Raw genomic sequence first — 17603 nt, 5'->3', positions numbered from 1 at the left:
CTGGCGCAAGAATTTAAACCAATACGGGTAATTTGGTTGTGCTAACGCGAACTGGCGCTCGCTGTACCTTGCGGTGACAGGACCGGCACAAACACACGCCGCGACGCACGCTTTGCCACCGGCAGGCCCTGGTAGATGCGTTTTTGCGCCTCAACGATCAGCACGCCCGAGAACATTGGCCAGAAACGCCGGCCTACACGTTCAAACAATGAAGCTGGCCGCATCATCCATTTTCGCGAGGATGGCGGGAAGAACAGCGCCTCGCTCCAGGGTCCGGGCGTGAAGTTTGCTTCCCTTAAAATACGCGTCAGCTGACCTCGGCTATAGGGCCGGCCGCTGCCAAAAGGCGTATGCTCGAACCGCGCCCATAGCCCGCGCCGGTTGGGGACGACGATGACAAGCCGACCATTGGGGGCCAGAACACGCCACATTTCCTTCAATGTTTCGCGCGGATCCTCCGCATGTTCCAGCGCGTGCACCATCAATATTCTGTCCACCGCAGAGTCGGGCAGAGGCAAATCCTCCTCAAATATCAACGCTGTAGAGGAAGGCTCGACGGGCGGCCAGCTGGCGGCGCCCTGCCCTGCCGGCATGAAAGCAAAGGTGCGCTCGGTATCGCCGCGAAACCGGTCGAGGTACGGAACGGCATAACCAAGACCAACGAGGCGCTCGCCTGGCAGCTTCGGCCAGATCGGCACCAATGCCATGGTGATCGAGCGCTCGGTCAGATGGCCGAGGGTGGAAGCGTAAAAAGCACGGAGATCGATGATGTCGAGATGCATGGCCGCAACGTAACATGGAAGATGAGAACATCAAGAAATGGCTGAGACATGGGTTGCGGGCCTATGTTTGGGAGGACTATTCTGCGCCCAGCAAGAATGAAGAGAACGACCATGCCCAATCTGCAGATAGAACAATTCACCGCCCGCAGCGATAATTTCTGCGTCCTGATCCATGATCCGGAAGCCAATCTGACCGCGTCCATCGATGCGCCGCAAGAGCAGCCGATTCTTGACGCGCTCAAGCGCCGCGGCTGGAAACTGACGCATATTTTCACCACGCACCACCACGGCGACCATGTTGAAGCCAATTTGGCGCTCAAAAAGCGCTTTGGCGTGGAAATTATCGGCCCAGAAGACGAAAAACCCAAAATACCGGGCATAGACCGCGGCGTCCGTCACGGCGAGCGGTTCAAGTTCGGTAATTTCGATGTAGACGTCATCTCGACGCCCGGGCACACGGCGGGTGAAATCTCGTTTCATATCCCGGCGGCGAAGGTCGCGTTCACCGGCGATACATTGTTTTCGCTTGGGTGCGGACGGCTTTTCGAAGGAACACCGGCGACTATGTTCAGATCGCTGCAGAGGCTGATCGCACTGCCGGGCGAAACGGAGATCTATTGCGGACACGAATATAGCGAGAGCAATGCACGTTTTGCCCTGACTATCGACCCGGAAAACTCGGCGCTCAAGGAACGCGCCAAGGAAATCAAGGTCTTGCGTGAAGCGGACTTGCCCACCTTGCCGACGACGCTGCTGCGCGAGATGGCGACCAACCCGTTTCTTCGCTGGCACGATCCGTCGATCCGCAAGAACCTCAAGATGGAAAGCGCGAGCGATGAGGCGGTTTTTGCCGAAATCCGCAAGCGCAAGGACAATTTCTGATGCCGCTGACTGCAGACGAGATTCGCCGGCATCTCGGGCTTGAACCGCACCCGGAAGGCGGCTCCTATGTCCAGACCTTCCGTGACAATCAAAGTGAGTGGCCAGAAGGGGGGCGTGGCCATTCCACGGCCATCTATTTTCTTCTCGAGGAGGGCCAAATCTCGGCGTGGCATCGCGTCAAGGATGCTGCCGAAGTCTGGCATTGGTATGGCGGTGCGCCACTTCTGTTGACAATCGCGTCTGAAGGCTCGCCGCATGAAACGCATAGGCTTGGTCTCGACCTTGCCGCGGGCGAGCGTCCCCAAGCCATTGTTCCCGCAGGACAATGGCAGATGGCGAAAAGCTTGGGCGAGTGGACGCTTGTCGGCTGCACAGTAGCGCCCGGATTTGATTTCGCTCAGTTCGAAATGGCCGAACCTGACTGGAAGCCCTAGCGGCGTTTGAGCAGCATTTCCTTGGCTGCAAGTACAGCACCGAGCGTGATCAACAGGCAGGCCAGCATCACGCGTGTGGTTGGTTCCGTCACGCCTGCTATGATCAACACAAGCGTCGATAGGAGCGGCGCAGCATAGCTCGATGCACCCAGTACCTGGATATTGCCGTGCTTGACGCCGTAGTCCCAGACATAGAAAGCCGCACCAACCGGGAAAAGCCCCAAGCCCAATACCGCGAGCCACTGGATGATTCCATCCGGCCAGACGGTCTGCTCCAGCAGCAGGTGCGAGATCAGCGAAAGGATCGAAGTTGCTATGCAAAAGCCTGTGACAGCATCCGTTGGCACATTGGCGAAACGCCGTGATAACAGCGAATACGCGGCCCACGTCAGCGCGCAGAGACCCGCCATTGCGTAACCAAAGCTGTACTGGGCATCAAAGCCCCCGCTGCCGCCCTTGGTAATGATCAGCACTGTTCCGGATAATCCCAACAGCGTGCCGAGAACGTGAAACCAGCGCAGCTTCTCGCCAGGCATCAGCGCCGAACCAACCACTATAAACAATGGCCACAGATAGGCGATCAGACTGGCGTCAACCGCTGGTGCGTTGCGTAGTGCCGTAAAATAGAGGAAGTGGTAGCCGAAGAGCCCGACAACGCCGAGCAGCCAGATCTTTGCAGGCTGGCGCAGATGCTGGGCGGCGCCCGGTCGCCATATCCACGAGATCAGTCCAAGGCTGGCGCCGATAGCGAATGTCATGGCTGTCAACTGAAATGGTGGAACCTTACCCGACACATCAGTGAAAAGCGCGAGCATCGCCCACATGATGATCGCAAGAAATCCGACAAACGTAGCCACGACGCCCCCAATATTCGAAAGCGGCCGCCCAGCCGCGCCTATTGTGTTTTTTCGAAACGGGTCGCGTAGACAGTTACCGTACCGATCTGCGTGCCGATCTTCGCCTGCACGGGCGAATAGATAGCGGACTTGCCCAGCGATGCAAAGGTGAGACTGATCTTGCTCGAGTTCTTCAGATATTCGATAGCTTTTCGCCCTGACTGATAGCCGGCGATCGGAACGAATTTGGCCGAACAGGTGATGGCGTCACCCTTGAAACCCTCGGTCGCAAAGGGCTGTGCCCTGCCCGATGGAGAAAGTTTCAGATCCACACGCGTCTGGCCGTCGTAGAGATGCAACGTCTGCGTACAGACCTGATCAAGGCTGCTTGCTGACACCATCACGCCGGAAATCGGATCCGCAACAGAGTGAAGGTCGGCCGGTTTCAGATCCACCCAGTTCTTCTTCTTGTTGATCGGCGGATCATTGGTGGTATTCGTTACATTGCCGTCGGTAAAGGCGATCGACGTGCTTTTGTCGCGGTTACCATGCCGGTATTTGACCAAATAGGAATTTGGTACGGGGCCGGTCTTGGCGAACTGGCCAGTGACGTCGAGTTTACCGTTGGTATCATCGAACAGGCTCCCCAGCCCTGAGCTGGCAAGAGTGCCGACGACCCTATAGGCACGATCATCCGTTACACTTGTCGAAAAGCTGGCCTTGGCAATCGACAGCCCAAAGAGTGAAACGCGGTAATCTACCTGATAGGACTGAGCCCCTTGCGCGGGGTGTGCGCCCATGAGCGCAAGTGCAGCGAGGGGCACCAGCATAACTGTTCGGCTGGCATATTGCCTGTTGGCTTTCATTTTCGTCATTCTCGTCCGACGCATCCCTGCGGTGATTGTTCGAGCGTATAAAGCAGGCGAAGTTGTGATAAACATTCCAAAGCTGGCCTGCATTATGTAAAAGCCGCGCTAAACATGGCACAAGTGCACTTGACGCGCGCGACCCATATCACTATAGAAACGCGACTTCCCAATAGGCCGCCTGTCCGATAAGCGAGCCGCTGCACGGCGACGTGCGATGGTAGCAGGAAATATTCGGACAAAGGCGAATGAAAAATTTGAAGGTGAGACCAGATGTCCCGCACATGTGAATTGACCGCTAAGTCGGTACAGTATGGTAACAATGTGAGCCACGCGAACAACAGAACGCGCCGCCGCTTCTTGCCGAATCTTTGCCACGTAACGCTGATCTCCGAGGCCCTCGGTCAGAGCTATCGTCTGCGCGTTTCGGCCCATGCCCTGCGCAGCGTCGAGCATCGCGGTGGCCTGGATGCATTCCTGGTCAAGGCCGACGAGAAGGAGTTGTCGCAGCGCGCGCGTCTTCTGAAGCGCCAGATTGCCAAGAAGCTTCTCGAAGCTCCGGTCGCTGCTTAATTAGCCATCGTTGCAATTTCTTAGTCGTAGAGGCCAGCAAATGCTGGCCTTATTGCTGGTTCCATTACCCAGGATAAAAAAATGCCGCTAAAACGCGCCTATACCCTTTCGGACTTTATCCTTCCCGTTTTTGCCATGTGCGCGATCGTTGCCGCGTCGAATATCCTGGTTCAGTATCCTTTCAATCACTTTGGATTGGGGGAAATACTCACTTACGGCGCTTTCACCTATCCGATAGCCTTCCTGGTCAATGATTTGGCCAATCGCAGTTTTGGCCCGGCATTTGCGCGCGGGGTCGTCTACGCCGGTTTCACCATTGCCGTTATCCTGTCTGTATGGCTTGCGACGCCGCGCATCGCGATTGCTTCCGGGACGGCATTCCTGACCGCCCAGCTTCTCGACATCACCGTATTCAACAGACTGCGCCAGCTAACCTGGTGGAAAGCCCCTTTTGCTTCCGCGATTTTTGGTTCTCTGCTCGACACACTGCTGTTCTTCTCGATCGCCTTTGCCGCCCGCTTTGCCCGGATCGATGCAATGACTGGCCACGCCGATTCGTCGCTTGCCATGCTTGTGCCGTACTTTGGCAGGGAAATCCCGCTGTGGATGTCTCTCGGCTTTGGTGACGTGATGGTCAAAATGTTCATGGCGGTTGTGATGTTGGTCCCATATGGGGCAATCCTCGCCATATTCGCTCCGACCATTTATTTGGCCAACCGGAATTCCAGATAAAGATTCCGCTGCACAATCGAGTGGTTGTCGTCTGAAATCAGTGAAAGGCGGGTAGAGCCGTCTTCTGCCTGCCAGACATCGAGCCCTTCCATATTGTCAATTTGGTTGCGCATGTCCGCCTGCAGAATGAATGCTCCATCGACCGTAGCATTGGGCTTGATACTGTCTGCAGGTATCTGCCGTATTCTCATTACTACGCCGCTGGCCATACTGAAGCGCCGCTCGAGTAGCAGCAAATCGCCATTTGGCAGGAAGTCGCCATCGCTGACGTCGAAGTCATCCAGCCGTTTAACATAGAAAATGCCCTTCCGGGGCCCCTCGAGCACGGCGGCGAACATGTCGCCAGCTCTGTTGATGCTCTTTTCAGTCACGGCAACGCGGGCGCCCTGCAGGGGACTTGAGGCGGGTGCATAGGCAATTGTCTCAATGCCACGATTGTTGCGCAGCTCTTCCCTCGGTATAGGCAGAGGAATGTCCTTCGGCGTCGATGCAAAGTTTTCAGGGTCCAGTGCATACTCTACAATCCGGTGTATCCGCTCGAATGAGACTGTGACCGTCTGGCCGGAAACGCTCATGCCTTCCGCATCGGAGTTCCATTTGCCCTCGACCGGCGTACCTTCTTCACTCTGAATCGGTGCCAAGCGAAAATCGCCGATCGATGCAGGTCTGCCGTCTTTGTCGCGCTGCATCCTGCCGGCGTACCAGAAGCCCGTATCGGTGACGCCGAGAAATTCTTTTCCTGAATCCAGATAGCGCAACGCGGAAAGGCCGCCGAAATCCACATTGGTAGAGGTCATTTCCAGACCGCCAACGAATTCCAGTTCTCCGAATCGCTTCTCCGACGAGCCGATGCGAAAATTCGAGATAATGCGGGAATTGATGACAGCAGGCGATACGCCGCCCTCCTCCGCTGAAACTGGCATTGCAAAAAGGATCGCAAGCCAAAGCGAAGCGCGCCGAAAAGTCAGCGCGGTTCGATTCATATTATCGCCGCGCAGACTTTTTTGCGCTCTGTCGTTCCGGCTCCTCGAATAGCGAAGCCAGCTGTTCGGTCATGGCGCCCGCAAGCTCCTCGGCATCAACGATGGTAACGGCGCGGCGATAGTAACGCGTCACATCATGACCGATCCCGATGGCGATCAGTTCAACCGGCGAACGCGTTTCAATCTCTTCGATCACAGCGCGCAGATGTCGTTCGAGATAATTGCCTGGGTTGACCGACAGGGTGGAATCATCGACTGGCGCACCATCCGAGATCATCATCAGGATCCGACGCTGCTCGGGACGGCCAAGCAGGCGCTGATGTGCCCATATCAGGGCCTCACCGTCGATGTTCTCCTTCAGGAGGCCTTCACGCATCATCAGGCCAAGATTGCGCCGTGAACGCCGCCATGGAGCGTCAGCGCGCTTGTAGACGATGTGGCGCAAATCGTTGAGACGGCCGGGATTGGCTGGCTTGCCACGCTCCAGCCAAGCCTCGCGCGCCTGACCGCCCTTCCACGCCTTGGTAGTAAACCCAAGGATTTCCACCTTTACGCCGCAGCGCTCCAATGTCCGCGCTAGAATATCGGCGCAGGTAGCGGCGACAGTGATCGGCCGTCCGCGCATAGAACCGGAATTATCGATCAATAGCGTCACGACTGTATCGCGGAAATCCGTATCCCGCTCCATCTTGTAGGAAAGCGGCTGCGTCGGGTCGATCACAATACGCACGAGACGGGCCGAATCAAGGTAGCCTTCTTCCAGGTCGAAGTCCCATGAGCGGTTCTGCTGCGCCATCAAACGGCGTTGCAGCCTGTTTGCCAGCCTGCCGACGACGCCGGAAAGATTAGCGAGCTGCTTGTCGAGGAAAGCGCGCAAGCGTTCCAGCTCCGCCTCGTCGCAAAGTTCTTCCGCGTCGGTCGTCTCGTCGAACTCCTGGGTGAAGATCTTGTAGCCACTTTCACTGCCGAGATTCGAGAAAGGCTGGTTCGGACGTCGCGCCTCTCCCGGAATCTCCGCATCGGCATCCGAATCCTCATCCATATCATCAGACGACGCGTCGGCAGCCTCGGTCTCGCCAGACTGGCTGTCATCGCTGGAGGTGTCGGAATCGTCATTCTCAGACGAATCGCTGCCCTCGTTCTCGTCCGAACCACCTTCGTTGTTCTCTTCGGGTTCAGGAGAGTCTTCGTTATTGTCCTGGCTGTCGTCTTCCTGGCTTTCCTGGGCAAGCTCTTCGGCCATCTCCATGGAAGCCAGCATTTCGCGTACCACGCGGGCGAAAGCATTCTGATCATTGATCTTGGCGCCGAGATGATCGAGATCTGCTGAGGCTTTTTCCTCGATCCAATCACGCCAGAGATCAAGCACATTGCCAGCCGATTCGGGTGCTTTGCGTCCCGTCAGCTTTTCACGAACCAACAGCGCTACCGCCTCCTCTAGCGGTGCCTCCGCCTTGTCGGTGATCGCCGGAAAATTGGCCCGGGCATATTTGTCCGAGAGCATCGAAGTCAGGTTCTCAGCAACGCCATCCATGCGTAGCGCGCCGATCGCCTCAACGCGTGCCTGTTCGACCGCATCGAATATAGCCCTTGCCTGTTTGCCGTCCGGGGCAAGCGTCGCGTGAATCCGGTCATTGTGGCATGCTTTGCGCAAGGCCATCGAATCACCAAGGCCGCGGGTGACGGCAACGTCATTGGCGGTCGGGCGTTTGGGCAGATCGGGAAGGCGGGCACGATGACCCGTTAATGCCGGCTTGTCATTGCCAAAGCCGACTTCCATTTCATGGTCGCCGGCGATCGCACGCATGCATCCCGTAAGCGCACGCTTGAAAGGTTCGGAATCAACCGGACCTTTCGGATTTGCACGTGAATTGTCTCCCGGACCTGCCATTTTACCCGTGACGCTCAGCCGATGACCACGTTGGCCGTGGACTCAGGCAGTTCCTTGCCAAAGGCCCGCTGATAGAACTCAGCAACGAGCGGACGTTCGAGTTCATCGCACTTGTTGAGGAAGGTCAGCCGGAAAGCAAAGCCCACATCTTTGAAGATATCAGCATTTTCAGCCCATGTGATCACAGTACGTGGGCTCATGACCGTGGACAGATCGCCATTCACGAAGGCAGCGCGGGTCATATCAGCAACACGCACCATCTTGGAGACGATCTCCTTGCCTTCCTTGTTCTGATAGTGCTTGGCCTTCGCCAAAACGATAGCCGCCTCATTGTCATGCGGCAGATAGTTGAGTGTTGTCACGATCGACCAGCGGTCCATCTGCGCCTGGTTGATCTGCTGCGTGCCATGATAGAGACCGGTCGTATCGCCGAGGCCAACTGTGTTCGCGGTTGCGAACAGGCGGAAAGCAGGGTGCGGACGAATGACACGGCTCTGATCAAGCAGCGTCAGGCGGCCGGAAGACTCGAGCACACGCTGGATGACAAACATAACGTCCGGACGACCGGCATCGTACTCGTCGAATACGAGCGCGACATTGTGCTGGTAGGCCCAAGGAAGAATACCGTCGCGGAATTCAGTGATTTGCATGCCTTCCTTGACGACAATCGCGTCCTTGCCGACGAGATCGATACGGCTGACGTGGCTGTCGAGATTGACGCGCACGCATGGCCAGTTGAGGCGCGCGGCCACTTGTTCGATGTGAGTCGATTTGCCCGTTCCGTGATAACCGGAAACCATAACGCGGCGGTTGAAGGCAAAACCTGCAAGGATGGCCAGCGTCGTCTGTTTGTCGAAAAGATAGTCCGTATCGATTTCCGGGACATAGGCGTCACCGGCCTTGTAGGCAGGAACCATCATATCTGTGTCAAAACCAAACAGCTTTGCAGCAGAAACCGTTGTATCCGGCAAATTCGCAATATCGCGATCAACCTTATTCATCATGCCTCCAGCGCGACTGCACGCGCAGACGCATAAAGATAGTTTGAAACCTCGCTGTGAGGTCCCCGAATTCGGCTCAATCGTGGGTTAGCAGAAACCAGCCGCTTTGAGCAATTGATAGGCCTGGATTACGTCACGGAAACGATCCTCGGAAGCCCTATCACCGCCATTAGCATCAGGGTGATGGATCTTCACAAGTTCTTTATAGCGCGACTTTATGTCTTCGCCAGTGGCTTTTGCGCCAAGCCCAAGCGTATCCAGTGCTTTCGACTCCAGTGGCTTGAGCTTGCGGATGTGCACCCGCGCCTCGTTGAAAACGCTGTTGGGGTCACGGAATCTGTTCTGATATGCCGCGCGCCCCGAACGCAACTTTGAAAAGTCAGGGGATGTCTTGGCACTGGCGCTCGCTTGGGCGCGCGTACTGGCGCTTGCGCCGGCTCCGCTTCCAGGCAGTCCGGCAACGGTCCAGGTGGGACGATCGCCGGTCAGCGCTTCCTTCTGATAGCGCGCCACTTCGGCGTCAGAGAGGCCGGAGAAATAATTATAGCCCTTGTTATACTCGCGCACATGGTCGATGCAGAAATGGAAGAACTCGCCTTCCTTCTCACGCCCCACCGGCGCACGATGCGGACCGGGCTTGTCGCAACCATCCCATTGGCAGATGGGCGTGCGCGATTTCTCCTCGTCCGCCTTTTTTGGGCGGATGCGGATGCTGTCAAAATATTTCGAACTTGAGGTCATCGAATCAGAATCATCAACGGATCGGTTAGCGGAACAAGAATTGACATTTACCCATGGATCGACCTAACGCCTGAAATGGCGGTAAATTTGTGATCATGAATGGATTTGCCAAGTGAAACTACCATATGGGCGCAGGAGAACGAAATGTCCACTCAGTCAGCGATCGAAAACAAACTGATGCAGGCTTTTCATCCCGTTTCGTTGGCAGTCATCAATGAAAGCCATCTGCACGCCGGCCACCATCATTCTAACAGCGAGCATCATGGCACATTTGACGGTTCAGGCGAAACGCATTTTCGTGTGCGGATTGTCGCGGAGGCATTCGCCGGCATGTCGCGCGTTGCGCGTCACCGTGCCATCAATGAGGTGCTTCAGGACGAACTGAAAGGCAGTGTCCACGCTCTGGCGCTTGAACCAGCAGCGCCGGGCGAAGCAACACCCCGATAGATCGTCTCAGCTAGATTTCGCCTTGTCGTCATCCTCGATCGGTCGAATGCGCAGTCGCGTGATCCGGTTTTTTTCCCGCTTGAGGATTGTGAAACGTTTACCATGGAAAGTGAACGCCTGCTTTTCTTTTGGAATGCTCTGGGTTTCATGGATCACAAGGCCGGCAATGGTCGTCGCTTCGGCGTCGGGCAAGTGCCAGTCGAGTGCGCGATTAAGATCGCGAATCGGCACCGAGCCATCCACCAGCACCGAACCGTCCGGTTGCGGACGGCAACCCTGAACATCGATGTCATGCTCATCGGCGATATCACCAACAATCTCTTCGAGAATGTCCTCCAGCGTGATCAGACCCTGTACGTCACCATATTCATCGACCACGATGGCGATATGCGCCTTGCGCCTCAGGAATGCATTGAGCTGGTCCTGAAGGGTTGTGGTGTCAGGCACGAACCACGGCTTCGTCGCCACTTTCATGATGTTGATCTTGGAAAAGTCCCGGTTCGCATCGCGAATCGCCCGCACCAGATCTTTGGCGTGGACAACGCCGACAATATTGTCATTCGCATCCTTCCAGACAGGAATGCGGGTATGATGGCTCGCCAGGATTTCTGTAATAATGGTTTCGATAGGATCATCCGCATTCACCGAATCCATATCGGTCCGGTGAATCATCACGTCGTAGACTTCCAGCTCGCGCAGATCGAGAAGTCCGCCGATCTGGTCGCGATCACCTTTAACGACTGAGCCTTCCTTGTGCAGCAGATCAACCGTGCCGCGCAGTTCTTCCTGGGCCGACAACATTGACGTGCCGGCCGCTAGATTGATCCCAAACAACCCCAAAATCTTGCGGACGATCCAATTGACGAGATCAGAAAGGGGGCCGAACAGAAAGACTACAATCTGGGCAAACCGAACAAGAGCGAGCGAATTTCGGTCGGGGCTTGAGATTGCCCAGGATTTGGGAAGCACCTCTGCGAAAATGACCAGTAGCACCGTCATTATCGCTGTCGCGTAGGCAACGCCGGCTTGGCCGAACAACGTTAACAGCATACTCGTCGTCAGCGACGACGCTAGAATATTAATGAGGTTATTGCCGATAAGCATGACACCAATAAGCCGGTCGCGCTTTTCTATCAGGTTTTCCACCACAGCCGCGCGTTCGTCGCCGCGTTTGGACAGGCGGTGCATACGGGCACGCGATACGGCAGTCAGAGCGGTTTCGGACCCTGAAAACAGGGCAGACATCAGGATCAAAAGGAATATGACTCCGCAAAAGATCCAGATTTCCAGCGTCATATCGGGTGTTTCTCCTGCAAAAAGCTCAGCACAGCAGATGACGGCACGTCTTTTGCTATAAATGATTGGCCAATGCCGCGAGTCAAAATGAATGTCAGCGCCCCACGCGCTACCTTCTTATCCTGCGCGATATAGTCCATTAGTTTTCCTGCGGGAGGTAAATCGCCGGGTATGTCGTCTATGGAAACCGGAAGCCCCACGTGGCGTAGATGCGCTTCAACCCGAGCCGCATCATCCGGGCTGGCCAGATTCATCTTTGCGGAAAACTGGTGGGCGAGAACCATCCCGATAGAGACGCCTTCGCCATGCACCAACCGCGCGGAATCGTAGTTCGTCGCGGTTTCCAGCGCATGGCCGAATGTGTGGCCTAGGTTGAGCAACGCTCGATCTCCCATTTCTCGTTCGTCCCGAGCGACCACATCGGCCTTGGATTGGCATGATATGGCAATGGCCTCACTCCGCTCGGGCCCGCCATCGAAAATCCCGCGCCAGTTCTTTTCCAGCCAGGCGAAAAAGTCGGGCCGGTCGATCAGTCCATATTTGGCGACTTCCGCATAGCCGGCACGAAATTCGCGCGGCGACAATGTGTCGAGCACATCCGTATCGGCCAGAACGAGTTGCGGCTGATAAAAAACGCCGACGAGATTCTTGCCATGCGCCGTGTTGATGCCGGTCTTGCCACCAACGGACGAATCGACCTGCGCCAGCAACGATGTCGGCATCTGGATGAATCCCATGCCGCGGCGGGCAATGCCGGCCGCGAAACCAGCGAGATCTCCGATGACGCCGCCGCCAAAGGCAATCACGATATCGCCGCGCTCCAGGCGCGCAGAAAGGATCGCATTGGATACGGTTTCGAGTGTCGCGAAACTTTTTGATTTTTCGCCGGGAGCAACCAAAATTGGGGTTGAATCAATGCCGGCAGCTGCAAGGCTTCGCGTGAGCCGATCGAGATGCAGGCGTGCGACCGTTTCGTCGCTGACAATGGCTACACGCACGGATTTAGCCCGGCTTGCGATCTCGTATCCAGCCCGGTCGATCAGTCCAGCCCCGATGAGAATATCATAAGAACGATCCCCAAGCTTGACGGGTACAGTGGTGATCGCGATCGCGTCGGTCATGAACCGGATTCCTCATTGCTCGGGGCATTACCGTTCAGAAGGCCGGCAATTGCCTGCATCGCTTCGAAGGCGATAATTTCCTTCTTTTCTTCGCGGGAGTTCACGGTCAGGTCAGCTAGCGAATAGACCGGGTCGCGCTCGGTCATAAGCCGTTCCATCACGCCTCGCGGATTGTCGTTTTTCAAAAGGGGCCGGTTCTGTTTACGCGCAACACGCGTCATCAACACATCAAGTTCGGCTTTCAGCCAGAGCGAGACACCCTCCGAAGCGATGGCTCTCCGCGTAAGCTCATTCATATAGGCGCCGCCGCCCGTCGCCAGTACGATCGGCCCATTCTCAAGCATGCGTACAATGACACGCCGCTCCAGATCACGAAATTCAGCTTCGCCATAGGCTTCGAAGAGTTCCGGAATGGTCATGGTCGAAACTTTTTCGATCTCGTTGTCGGCATCGAAGAATGGCAGTTCGACCAATGTCGCCAGCTTTTTGCCGACTGTGGATTTGCCTGCGCCCATCAACCCGACAAGCACGATGGACTTGTGTCCAAGGCGCTCTCGGATGGATTTGGCAAGTTCCGGTATCTGGGCTGCCCCAACTATGTCTTCAGTCATATTCATAATTGCGTTTCGACAGGAAAACCATGCTGTCGTCAAGCAAACTATAGCGTTAGAAGGGGCTAAGCCAGCTTCATCAAATCATAAGGGTTTTGACTGCAGGATTATGGAACCCAATGTCAAAGCCGACGAAGACGATTCGAATAGAAAATGCCGACGCTTACACGATTGATCATCATTCTCGCGATCCTCGCGGGGCTCGTCTATGCCGGCATGATTGCGCTGGTGACTTTCGTGCATCCCACGCAGACGGAAATGACCATTCGTATTCCCTCCGAAAAGCTCAATCCCAAACCAGATACGCCGAAATAAGCCAATGCGTGCCGCAGCAGCCATAGAGACTTTTCTCGAAATGATGAGCGCGGAACGCGGCGCGGCGCAAAACACATTGGACTCCTATCGGCGCGATCTGGAAGATGCGGCGGGCTTCAGCGCGGCAACTGGTGTGCAGCTGACGTTAGCAGAACCCGGAACGATCCGCTCCTATCTCGACGACATTGCCGGACGGGGCTATGCGGCAACGTCACAGGCACGGCGACTTTCCGCTTTGCGCCAGTTCTTCCGCTTTCTCTATATGGAAAACATTCGCACTGATGATCCCACCAGCACGCTGGACACCCCGAAAAAAGATCGCTCGTTGCCAAAAATCCTCAGCGAATCGGATGTAGAAAAGCTGCTTTCCCGCGCTGAGGAGGAAACCCACGACGCGAAAGTGTCGAACACGGTTTACCTTCAGGCCTTGCGGCTGCATGCGCTCCTTGAAATTCTTTACGCAACAGGCCTGCGCGTCTCCGAACTCGTTGGCCTCCCGGTGACGGTTGCACGCTCCGACAATCGATTTCTCATGGTGCGTGGCAAGGGGTCGAAAGACCGTGTGGTCCCTTTATCAGGCAAGGCGCGCGACGCGATGGCAAAATATTTGACGGCGCGCGACGCACTACCTAGTCTATCCGGCAGTGTCTGGCTGTTCCCTGCCATATCCGAAAGCGGCTTTCTGGCACGACAGGTGTTCGCACGGGAATTGAAAGGGCTTGCCGCGCGAGCGGGCCTCAAAACGTCGGCGATATCGCCCCATGTTTTGCGCCATGCCTTTGCCAGCCATCTCTTGCAAAACGGCGCGGATTTGCGTGCCGTGCAGCAATTACTCGGCCATTCGGACATTTCGACCACGCAAATTTACACACATGTGATGGAAGAGCGGCTGCATCAGCTTGTCACGGAGCATCACCCTCTGGCAGACTAAACGCTGGCGCACCGTTGGAGTGAGCCAGTAAACTGGCGGAACGGCCATGTGGCGGCTGTTGAAGAGATTATTTTCCGGGCCAGAGTCATCGTCTGTCGAACCTGACAGCGAAGTGATCCGCTTTGACGAAACGGGATTTAACCGCTCCAGCCATTTGATCCGCACGATGAATTGGCGGCAGAGCTGGCGCTGGGATGAAATCACCGCGTTCGGATTTGACTTCTCGCCTTCGATGTTTCCTGATCCCTGGTTCGGCGACATAATGGAAAGCCAGTGGTTCTTTACTGTAACCAGCGAAAGCGGTCCGCAGCATATCTACTTTGACAAGAATTGGCTCGACATCAATCATTTGCCGCCAGTTCTCCTGCAGAATATGCCTGGGCTCGATTTTGACGAGCTGCGGCAGGGCCTCAGCGCAGCAGCAGGCGGCTTTCACAATTATGCAGGTGAAGGCAGATGGATCGGCTGGCAGCGCACCAAGCTACCAAAGCGCGCGAGACGCTCAAATTCCCCGAAGCCCGCAAAACGCAAGAGTGCCGCCAAATAACCATCACACCTTTGCCGGAATTACCTTTATAACGTGCGCCGCCAACGCATGATCTCAGCCTTGCTTCCTTGACATGCGCCTCGGCAACAGCCAGTTAGGTCGTGAAAAATCCACCGTTTTGCAGGCAGACCCCTCGTCCATGTACAACTACCTTGACTTTGAAAAGCCGGTTGCTGATCTCGACGGCAAGATTCTCGAATTGAAAAAGCTCGCCGAAGAGGGCGACGCTCTCGACACCAATGACGAGATCGTACGGTTGGAGAAGAGGTCCGCCGAGGCGTTGCGCGATCTTTACCGCAAGCTGACCCCCTGGCAGAAGGCGCAGATCGCCCGCCATCCGGATCGCCCGCATTGCGTGGATTATATCTCCAAGCTCTTCACCGATTTCACGCCGCTTGCCGGTGACCGCAATTACGCTGACGATGATGCGGTCCAGGCCGGTCTCGCACGCTTCAATGGCCAGGCCGTTGCCGTTATCGGACAGGAAAAGGGCAACGACACCAAGACACGCCTCAAGCACAATTTCGGCATGGCCATGCCCGAGGGCTATCGCAAGGCCGTGCGCATCATGGATCTGGCCGACCGTTTCAACCTGCCGGTGATTACACTCGTCGATACAGCGGGCGCCTTTCCGGGGATTGCGGCCGAAGAGCGCGGGCAGGCAGAAGCCATTGCCCGCTCGACTGCCGCTTGTCTCAACGTGAAAGTGCCGATCGTCTCCGTTATCATCGGCGAAGGCGGCTCAGGCGGCGCCATTGCGATTGCCACGGCCAACCGCGTCTACATGCTCGAACATTCCATCTACTCGGTGATTTCACCGGAGGGCGCAGCCTCTATCCTCTGGCACGATTCCACCCGGGCCAGAGATGCCGCGACTTCGATGCGTATCACTGCGCAGGATCTTTACGAATTGAAGATCATCGATGGCATCATTCCTGAACCAATGGGCGGCGCGCACCGCGGCAAGGACGCAGCTATCGAGGCAACGGGCAACATCATCAATGTCGCGCTCAAATCCATGGGCAATATGGATCGCGATATGTTGAGACAGGACCGCCGCGATAAGTACCTCGCCATCGGCCGTAATCTTTAGCTATTCGACATTCAGCCCGTGAAAGCCGGGCCTTTGCCTTTCAGGTGCATGAGCGAAGTAGCAAATGCCAATTCAACATCTAAGCCGCCAAAGAACTCGCGGTCTGTGACCCGGAACAAAATAGTTGCTGTTTTTTCAACGAAGCTGCTTGCAATTCACGGCCCAACCCATTACGAACCGCGCTGCGCAGACTAACGCGCATGTGTGGCACGCGCCCGTAGCTCAGCTGGATAGAGCACCAGACTACGAATCTGGGGGTCAGAGGTTCGAATCCTTTCGGGCGCGCCATTTACTTTCAAGCACTTAGCTCCCTCTCTTCTCGCCACCAACTCCTTAGATTTTGCCTTTCGGTAACGTAGGAGGTAATAGCGGCTGAACCTCGTTATCGCTTTCCTATCCTTGAAATGCGTTCTTCCCGAATCTCATAGTCGGTTCGAATCATCATTTTTGCGCGGAACTCGGCGGTAGCCAGAGGTGAAGAGCATTGCTGTCTGTTCGAGGTCATTTCGTCTGGTTTGCTGTCGGAGTTGGCACGTCGACGCGGATGAGGCGGGCAAAGTCCGGTGACAATCCAGCTGCTTTTGCCCGCTCGTCGATATGAGCCCGTTCCCGCAAATCCGCGAGCGGCAGACTGGTATCTAGCGCGCCGCGGTCATACGCGTATTCGGGAAGGTAGCCATTGACGATCAGCCGCCAGTCGAAGGGGACCACATCACCGACAGCGCGCATCATCTTGACGATGGTCGTCGTGCAGTTCGTTGTAATGGAATTGTAGAATTCAGGTGACGTTGAAAGTGCGTTGGCATCGAGAACATATTCGAGCAGCAGCGCCCGGGCAGCTTCCGGCGAGGCCCTGAGGCGATAGATCTGGACATCCTCTCCGCGAAAATTCGATCTGACACCAACCACATCCCGTTCATCGGCTGCGATGATCACCAGAGGATCGCTCTTGAAGAGATCGGCAATCGGCGAGAACTGACCTCCGGCATGCCGCCGCACCTCGATCGACCAGGCGATATAGTCGCCGCCCTCAAAACCGAAGCTTAGAATGACGTGGGCGATGTGCGGATTTCCCCATTGGGATAAGAAGAGGTCAGCTGTCTGGAGCTTGCTGAGGTCATACGTGCGGATTGTCCAACGCTCGGTGACGTCGGTTTTGCTGCGCCATTCAAAGTCACGGACATTCGTCAGCGTCAACAGATCCCCGCCAATCGTCCCCGTGACCTGTCGTGCGACCTCTGGTGCCCAGTCGGCCTGTTCAAGCGGCCTTATCGTGCTCCACCAAGTCAGCAGCAATCCGAAGGACACCAGAAACACAACAAGGCCCCATGCCCGTAGGCGCGTGAAGAGGGCAACGACCGTTGCAAGGCCCAGCAAGCCAAAAAAACCGGCAGCCGTAATCCTCGCAGGCTGCGGCACGGGAAGCCGGTACCAAAGTGCCGTTACGGCCCATGCCGTCGCAATCATGACGACCAGTGCGAGAATGATGGCGAGCAGCAAACGCCCAATACGATACAATCA

At 56.1% G+C, this 17603-nt stretch carries 20 protein-coding genes and 1 tRNA gene; 10 read left to right on the top strand and 11 right to left on the bottom strand.

Features of this window, described 5'->3' with window-relative positions; translation table 11 throughout:
- Window positions 1-41: 41 nt before the first annotated feature.
- Window positions 42-782, bottom strand: coding sequence for a class I SAM-dependent methyltransferase (locus tag ACSQ3H_RS06915; RefSeq protein WP_436116363.1), 741 nt, complete (start codon window positions 780-782; stop codon window positions 42-44).
- 111 nt (window positions 783-893) lie between these two features.
- Here ACSQ3H_RS06915 and gloB point away from each other — a divergent pair, with 111 nt between their 5' ends.
- Complete coding sequence (gene gloB, locus ACSQ3H_RS06910) at window positions 894-1664, top strand: hydroxyacylglutathione hydrolase (protein ID WP_436116362.1); 771 nt, start codon at window positions 894-896, stop codon at window positions 1662-1664.
- Window positions 1664-2098: a cupin domain-containing protein gene (locus ACSQ3H_RS06905; RefSeq protein WP_436116361.1), complete on the top strand. Its 435-nt coding sequence runs from the start codon at window positions 1664-1666 to the stop codon at window positions 2096-2098. The genes gloB and ACSQ3H_RS06905 overlap by 1 nt, the downstream gene beginning before the upstream one ends.
- On the opposite strand, the gene yddG is transcribed toward ACSQ3H_RS06905, so the two are convergent.
- Both yddG and ACSQ3H_RS06895 read right to left on the bottom strand, forming a co-directional pair.
- Window positions 2095-2922: an aromatic amino acid exporter YddG gene (yddG, locus tag ACSQ3H_RS06900; RefSeq protein WP_436119374.1), complete on the bottom strand. Its 828-nt coding sequence runs from the start codon at window positions 2920-2922 to the stop codon at window positions 2095-2097. The two genes, ACSQ3H_RS06905 and yddG, sit on opposite strands and share 4 nt — an antisense overlap.
- A 71-nt stretch (window positions 2923-2993) precedes the next feature.
- Window positions 2994-3809, bottom strand: a complete 816-nt coding sequence (locus tag ACSQ3H_RS06895) for a DUF3108 domain-containing protein (RefSeq protein WP_436116360.1) — start codon at window positions 3807-3809, stop codon at window positions 2994-2996.
- 264 nt (window positions 3810-4073) lie between these two features.
- On the opposite strand from ACSQ3H_RS06895, the gene rpmB reads away from it, so the two are divergent.
- Both rpmB and ACSQ3H_RS06885 read left to right on the top strand, forming a co-directional pair.
- Window positions 4074-4373, top strand: coding sequence for a 50S ribosomal protein L28 (gene rpmB / locus ACSQ3H_RS06890; protein ID WP_112523551.1), 300 nt, complete (start codon window positions 4074-4076; stop codon window positions 4371-4373).
- An 81-nt stretch (window positions 4374-4454) separates the two neighbouring features.
- The gene (locus ACSQ3H_RS06885; RefSeq protein WP_436116359.1) at window positions 4455-5105 is read left to right on the top strand and encodes a queuosine precursor transporter; all 651 of its coding nucleotides are present in this window, start codon (window positions 4455-4457) and stop codon (window positions 5103-5105) included.
- Here ACSQ3H_RS06885 and ACSQ3H_RS06880 read toward each other — a convergent pair.
- From ACSQ3H_RS06880 to ACSQ3H_RS06865, 4 genes are all read right to left on the bottom strand, one after another.
- Window positions 5078-6028 carry an esterase-like activity of phytase family protein gene (locus ACSQ3H_RS06880; protein ID WP_436116358.1) on the bottom strand — a complete coding sequence of 317 codons (951 nt, stop codon included), beginning with the start codon at window positions 6026-6028 and terminating at the stop codon, window positions 5078-5080. The two genes, ACSQ3H_RS06885 and ACSQ3H_RS06880, sit on opposite strands and share 28 nt — an antisense overlap.
- A 61-nt stretch (window positions 6029-6089) precedes the next feature.
- A complete protein-coding gene (cobT, locus tag ACSQ3H_RS06875) occupies window positions 6090-7979 on the bottom strand; it encodes a cobaltochelatase subunit CobT (RefSeq protein ID WP_436116357.1) in 1890 nt (629 codons plus the stop codon).
- Window positions 7980-7993: 14 nt separating this feature from the next.
- Window positions 7994-8980 (bottom strand): cobaltochelatase subunit CobS, encoded by a 987-nt coding sequence (cobS, locus tag ACSQ3H_RS06870; RefSeq protein ID WP_436119373.1) that lies wholly within the window; start codon window positions 8978-8980, stop codon window positions 7994-7996.
- Between the two features lie 87 nt (window positions 8981-9067).
- Entirely contained in the window at window positions 9068-9721 is a 654-nt protein-coding gene (locus tag ACSQ3H_RS06865; RefSeq protein ID WP_436116356.1) for a J domain-containing protein, read from the bottom strand.
- 144 nt (window positions 9722-9865) lie between these two features.
- On the opposite strand from ACSQ3H_RS06865, the gene ACSQ3H_RS06860 reads away from it, so the two are divergent.
- Window positions 9866-10168 (top strand): BolA family protein, encoded by a 303-nt coding sequence (locus ACSQ3H_RS06860; RefSeq protein ID WP_436116355.1) that lies wholly within the window; start codon window positions 9866-9868, stop codon window positions 10166-10168.
- 6 nt (window positions 10169-10174) lie between these two features.
- Here ACSQ3H_RS06860 and ACSQ3H_RS06855 read toward each other — a convergent pair whose 3' ends face one another.
- The 3 genes from ACSQ3H_RS06855 to ACSQ3H_RS06845 are packed head-to-tail and all read right to left on the bottom strand — an operon-like array spanning window position 10175 to window position 13196.
- Entirely contained in the window at window positions 10175-11464 is a 1290-nt protein-coding gene (locus ACSQ3H_RS06855) for an HlyC/CorC family transporter (RefSeq protein ID WP_436116354.1), read from the bottom strand.
- On the bottom strand, window positions 11461-12585 hold the full coding sequence (gene aroB / locus ACSQ3H_RS06850) for a 3-dehydroquinate synthase (RefSeq protein ID WP_436116353.1): 1125 nt from the start codon (window positions 12583-12585) through the stop codon (window positions 11461-11463). Before aroB ends, ACSQ3H_RS06855 begins: the two co-directional genes overlap by 4 nt.
- Window positions 12582-13196, bottom strand: coding sequence for a shikimate kinase (locus ACSQ3H_RS06845; RefSeq protein ID WP_436116352.1), 615 nt, complete (start codon window positions 13194-13196; stop codon window positions 12582-12584). The genes aroB and ACSQ3H_RS06845 overlap by 4 nt, the downstream gene beginning before the upstream one ends.
- A gap of 153 nt (window positions 13197-13349) precedes the next feature.
- Between ACSQ3H_RS06845 and ACSQ3H_RS06840 the strand changes: the two genes are divergently transcribed.
- From ACSQ3H_RS06840 to ACSQ3H_RS06820, 5 genes are all read left to right on the top strand, one after another.
- Window positions 13350-13511 (top strand): histidine kinase, encoded by a 162-nt coding sequence (locus tag ACSQ3H_RS06840; RefSeq protein ID WP_436116351.1) that lies wholly within the window; start codon window positions 13350-13352, stop codon window positions 13509-13511.
- A 4-nt stretch (window positions 13512-13515) separates the two neighbouring features.
- On the top strand, window positions 13516-14442 hold the full coding sequence (gene xerD / locus ACSQ3H_RS06835) for a site-specific tyrosine recombinase XerD (protein WP_436116350.1): 927 nt from the start codon (window positions 13516-13518) through the stop codon (window positions 14440-14442).
- Between the two features lie 58 nt (window positions 14443-14500).
- Window positions 14501-14989, top strand: coding sequence for a hypothetical protein (locus ACSQ3H_RS06830; RefSeq protein WP_436116349.1), 489 nt, complete (start codon window positions 14501-14503; stop codon window positions 14987-14989).
- 139 nt (window positions 14990-15128) lie between these two features.
- Window positions 15129-16082 (top strand): acetyl-CoA carboxylase carboxyltransferase subunit alpha, encoded by a 954-nt coding sequence (locus tag ACSQ3H_RS06825; protein WP_436116348.1) that lies wholly within the window; start codon window positions 15129-15131, stop codon window positions 16080-16082.
- A 211-nt stretch (window positions 16083-16293) separates the two neighbouring features.
- Window positions 16294-16370, top strand: a tRNA-Arg gene (locus ACSQ3H_RS06820).
- A gap of 213 nt (window positions 16371-16583) precedes the next feature.
- On the opposite strand, the gene ACSQ3H_RS06815 is transcribed toward ACSQ3H_RS06820, so the two are convergent.
- The gene (locus ACSQ3H_RS06815; RefSeq protein ID WP_436119372.1) at window positions 16584-17549 is read right to left on the bottom strand and encodes an Lnb N-terminal periplasmic domain-containing protein; all 966 of its coding nucleotides are present in this window, start codon (window positions 17547-17549) and stop codon (window positions 16584-16586) included.
- Between the last annotated feature and the right edge of the window lie 54 nt (window positions 17550-17603).

The sequence above is a fragment of the Phyllobacterium sp. LjRoot231 genome (assembly GCF_964253365.1).
GTDB lineage: Bacteria > Pseudomonadota > Alphaproteobacteria > Rhizobiales > Rhizobiaceae > Phyllobacterium.
This window is presented reverse-complemented; position numbering and strand designations above follow the sequence as displayed.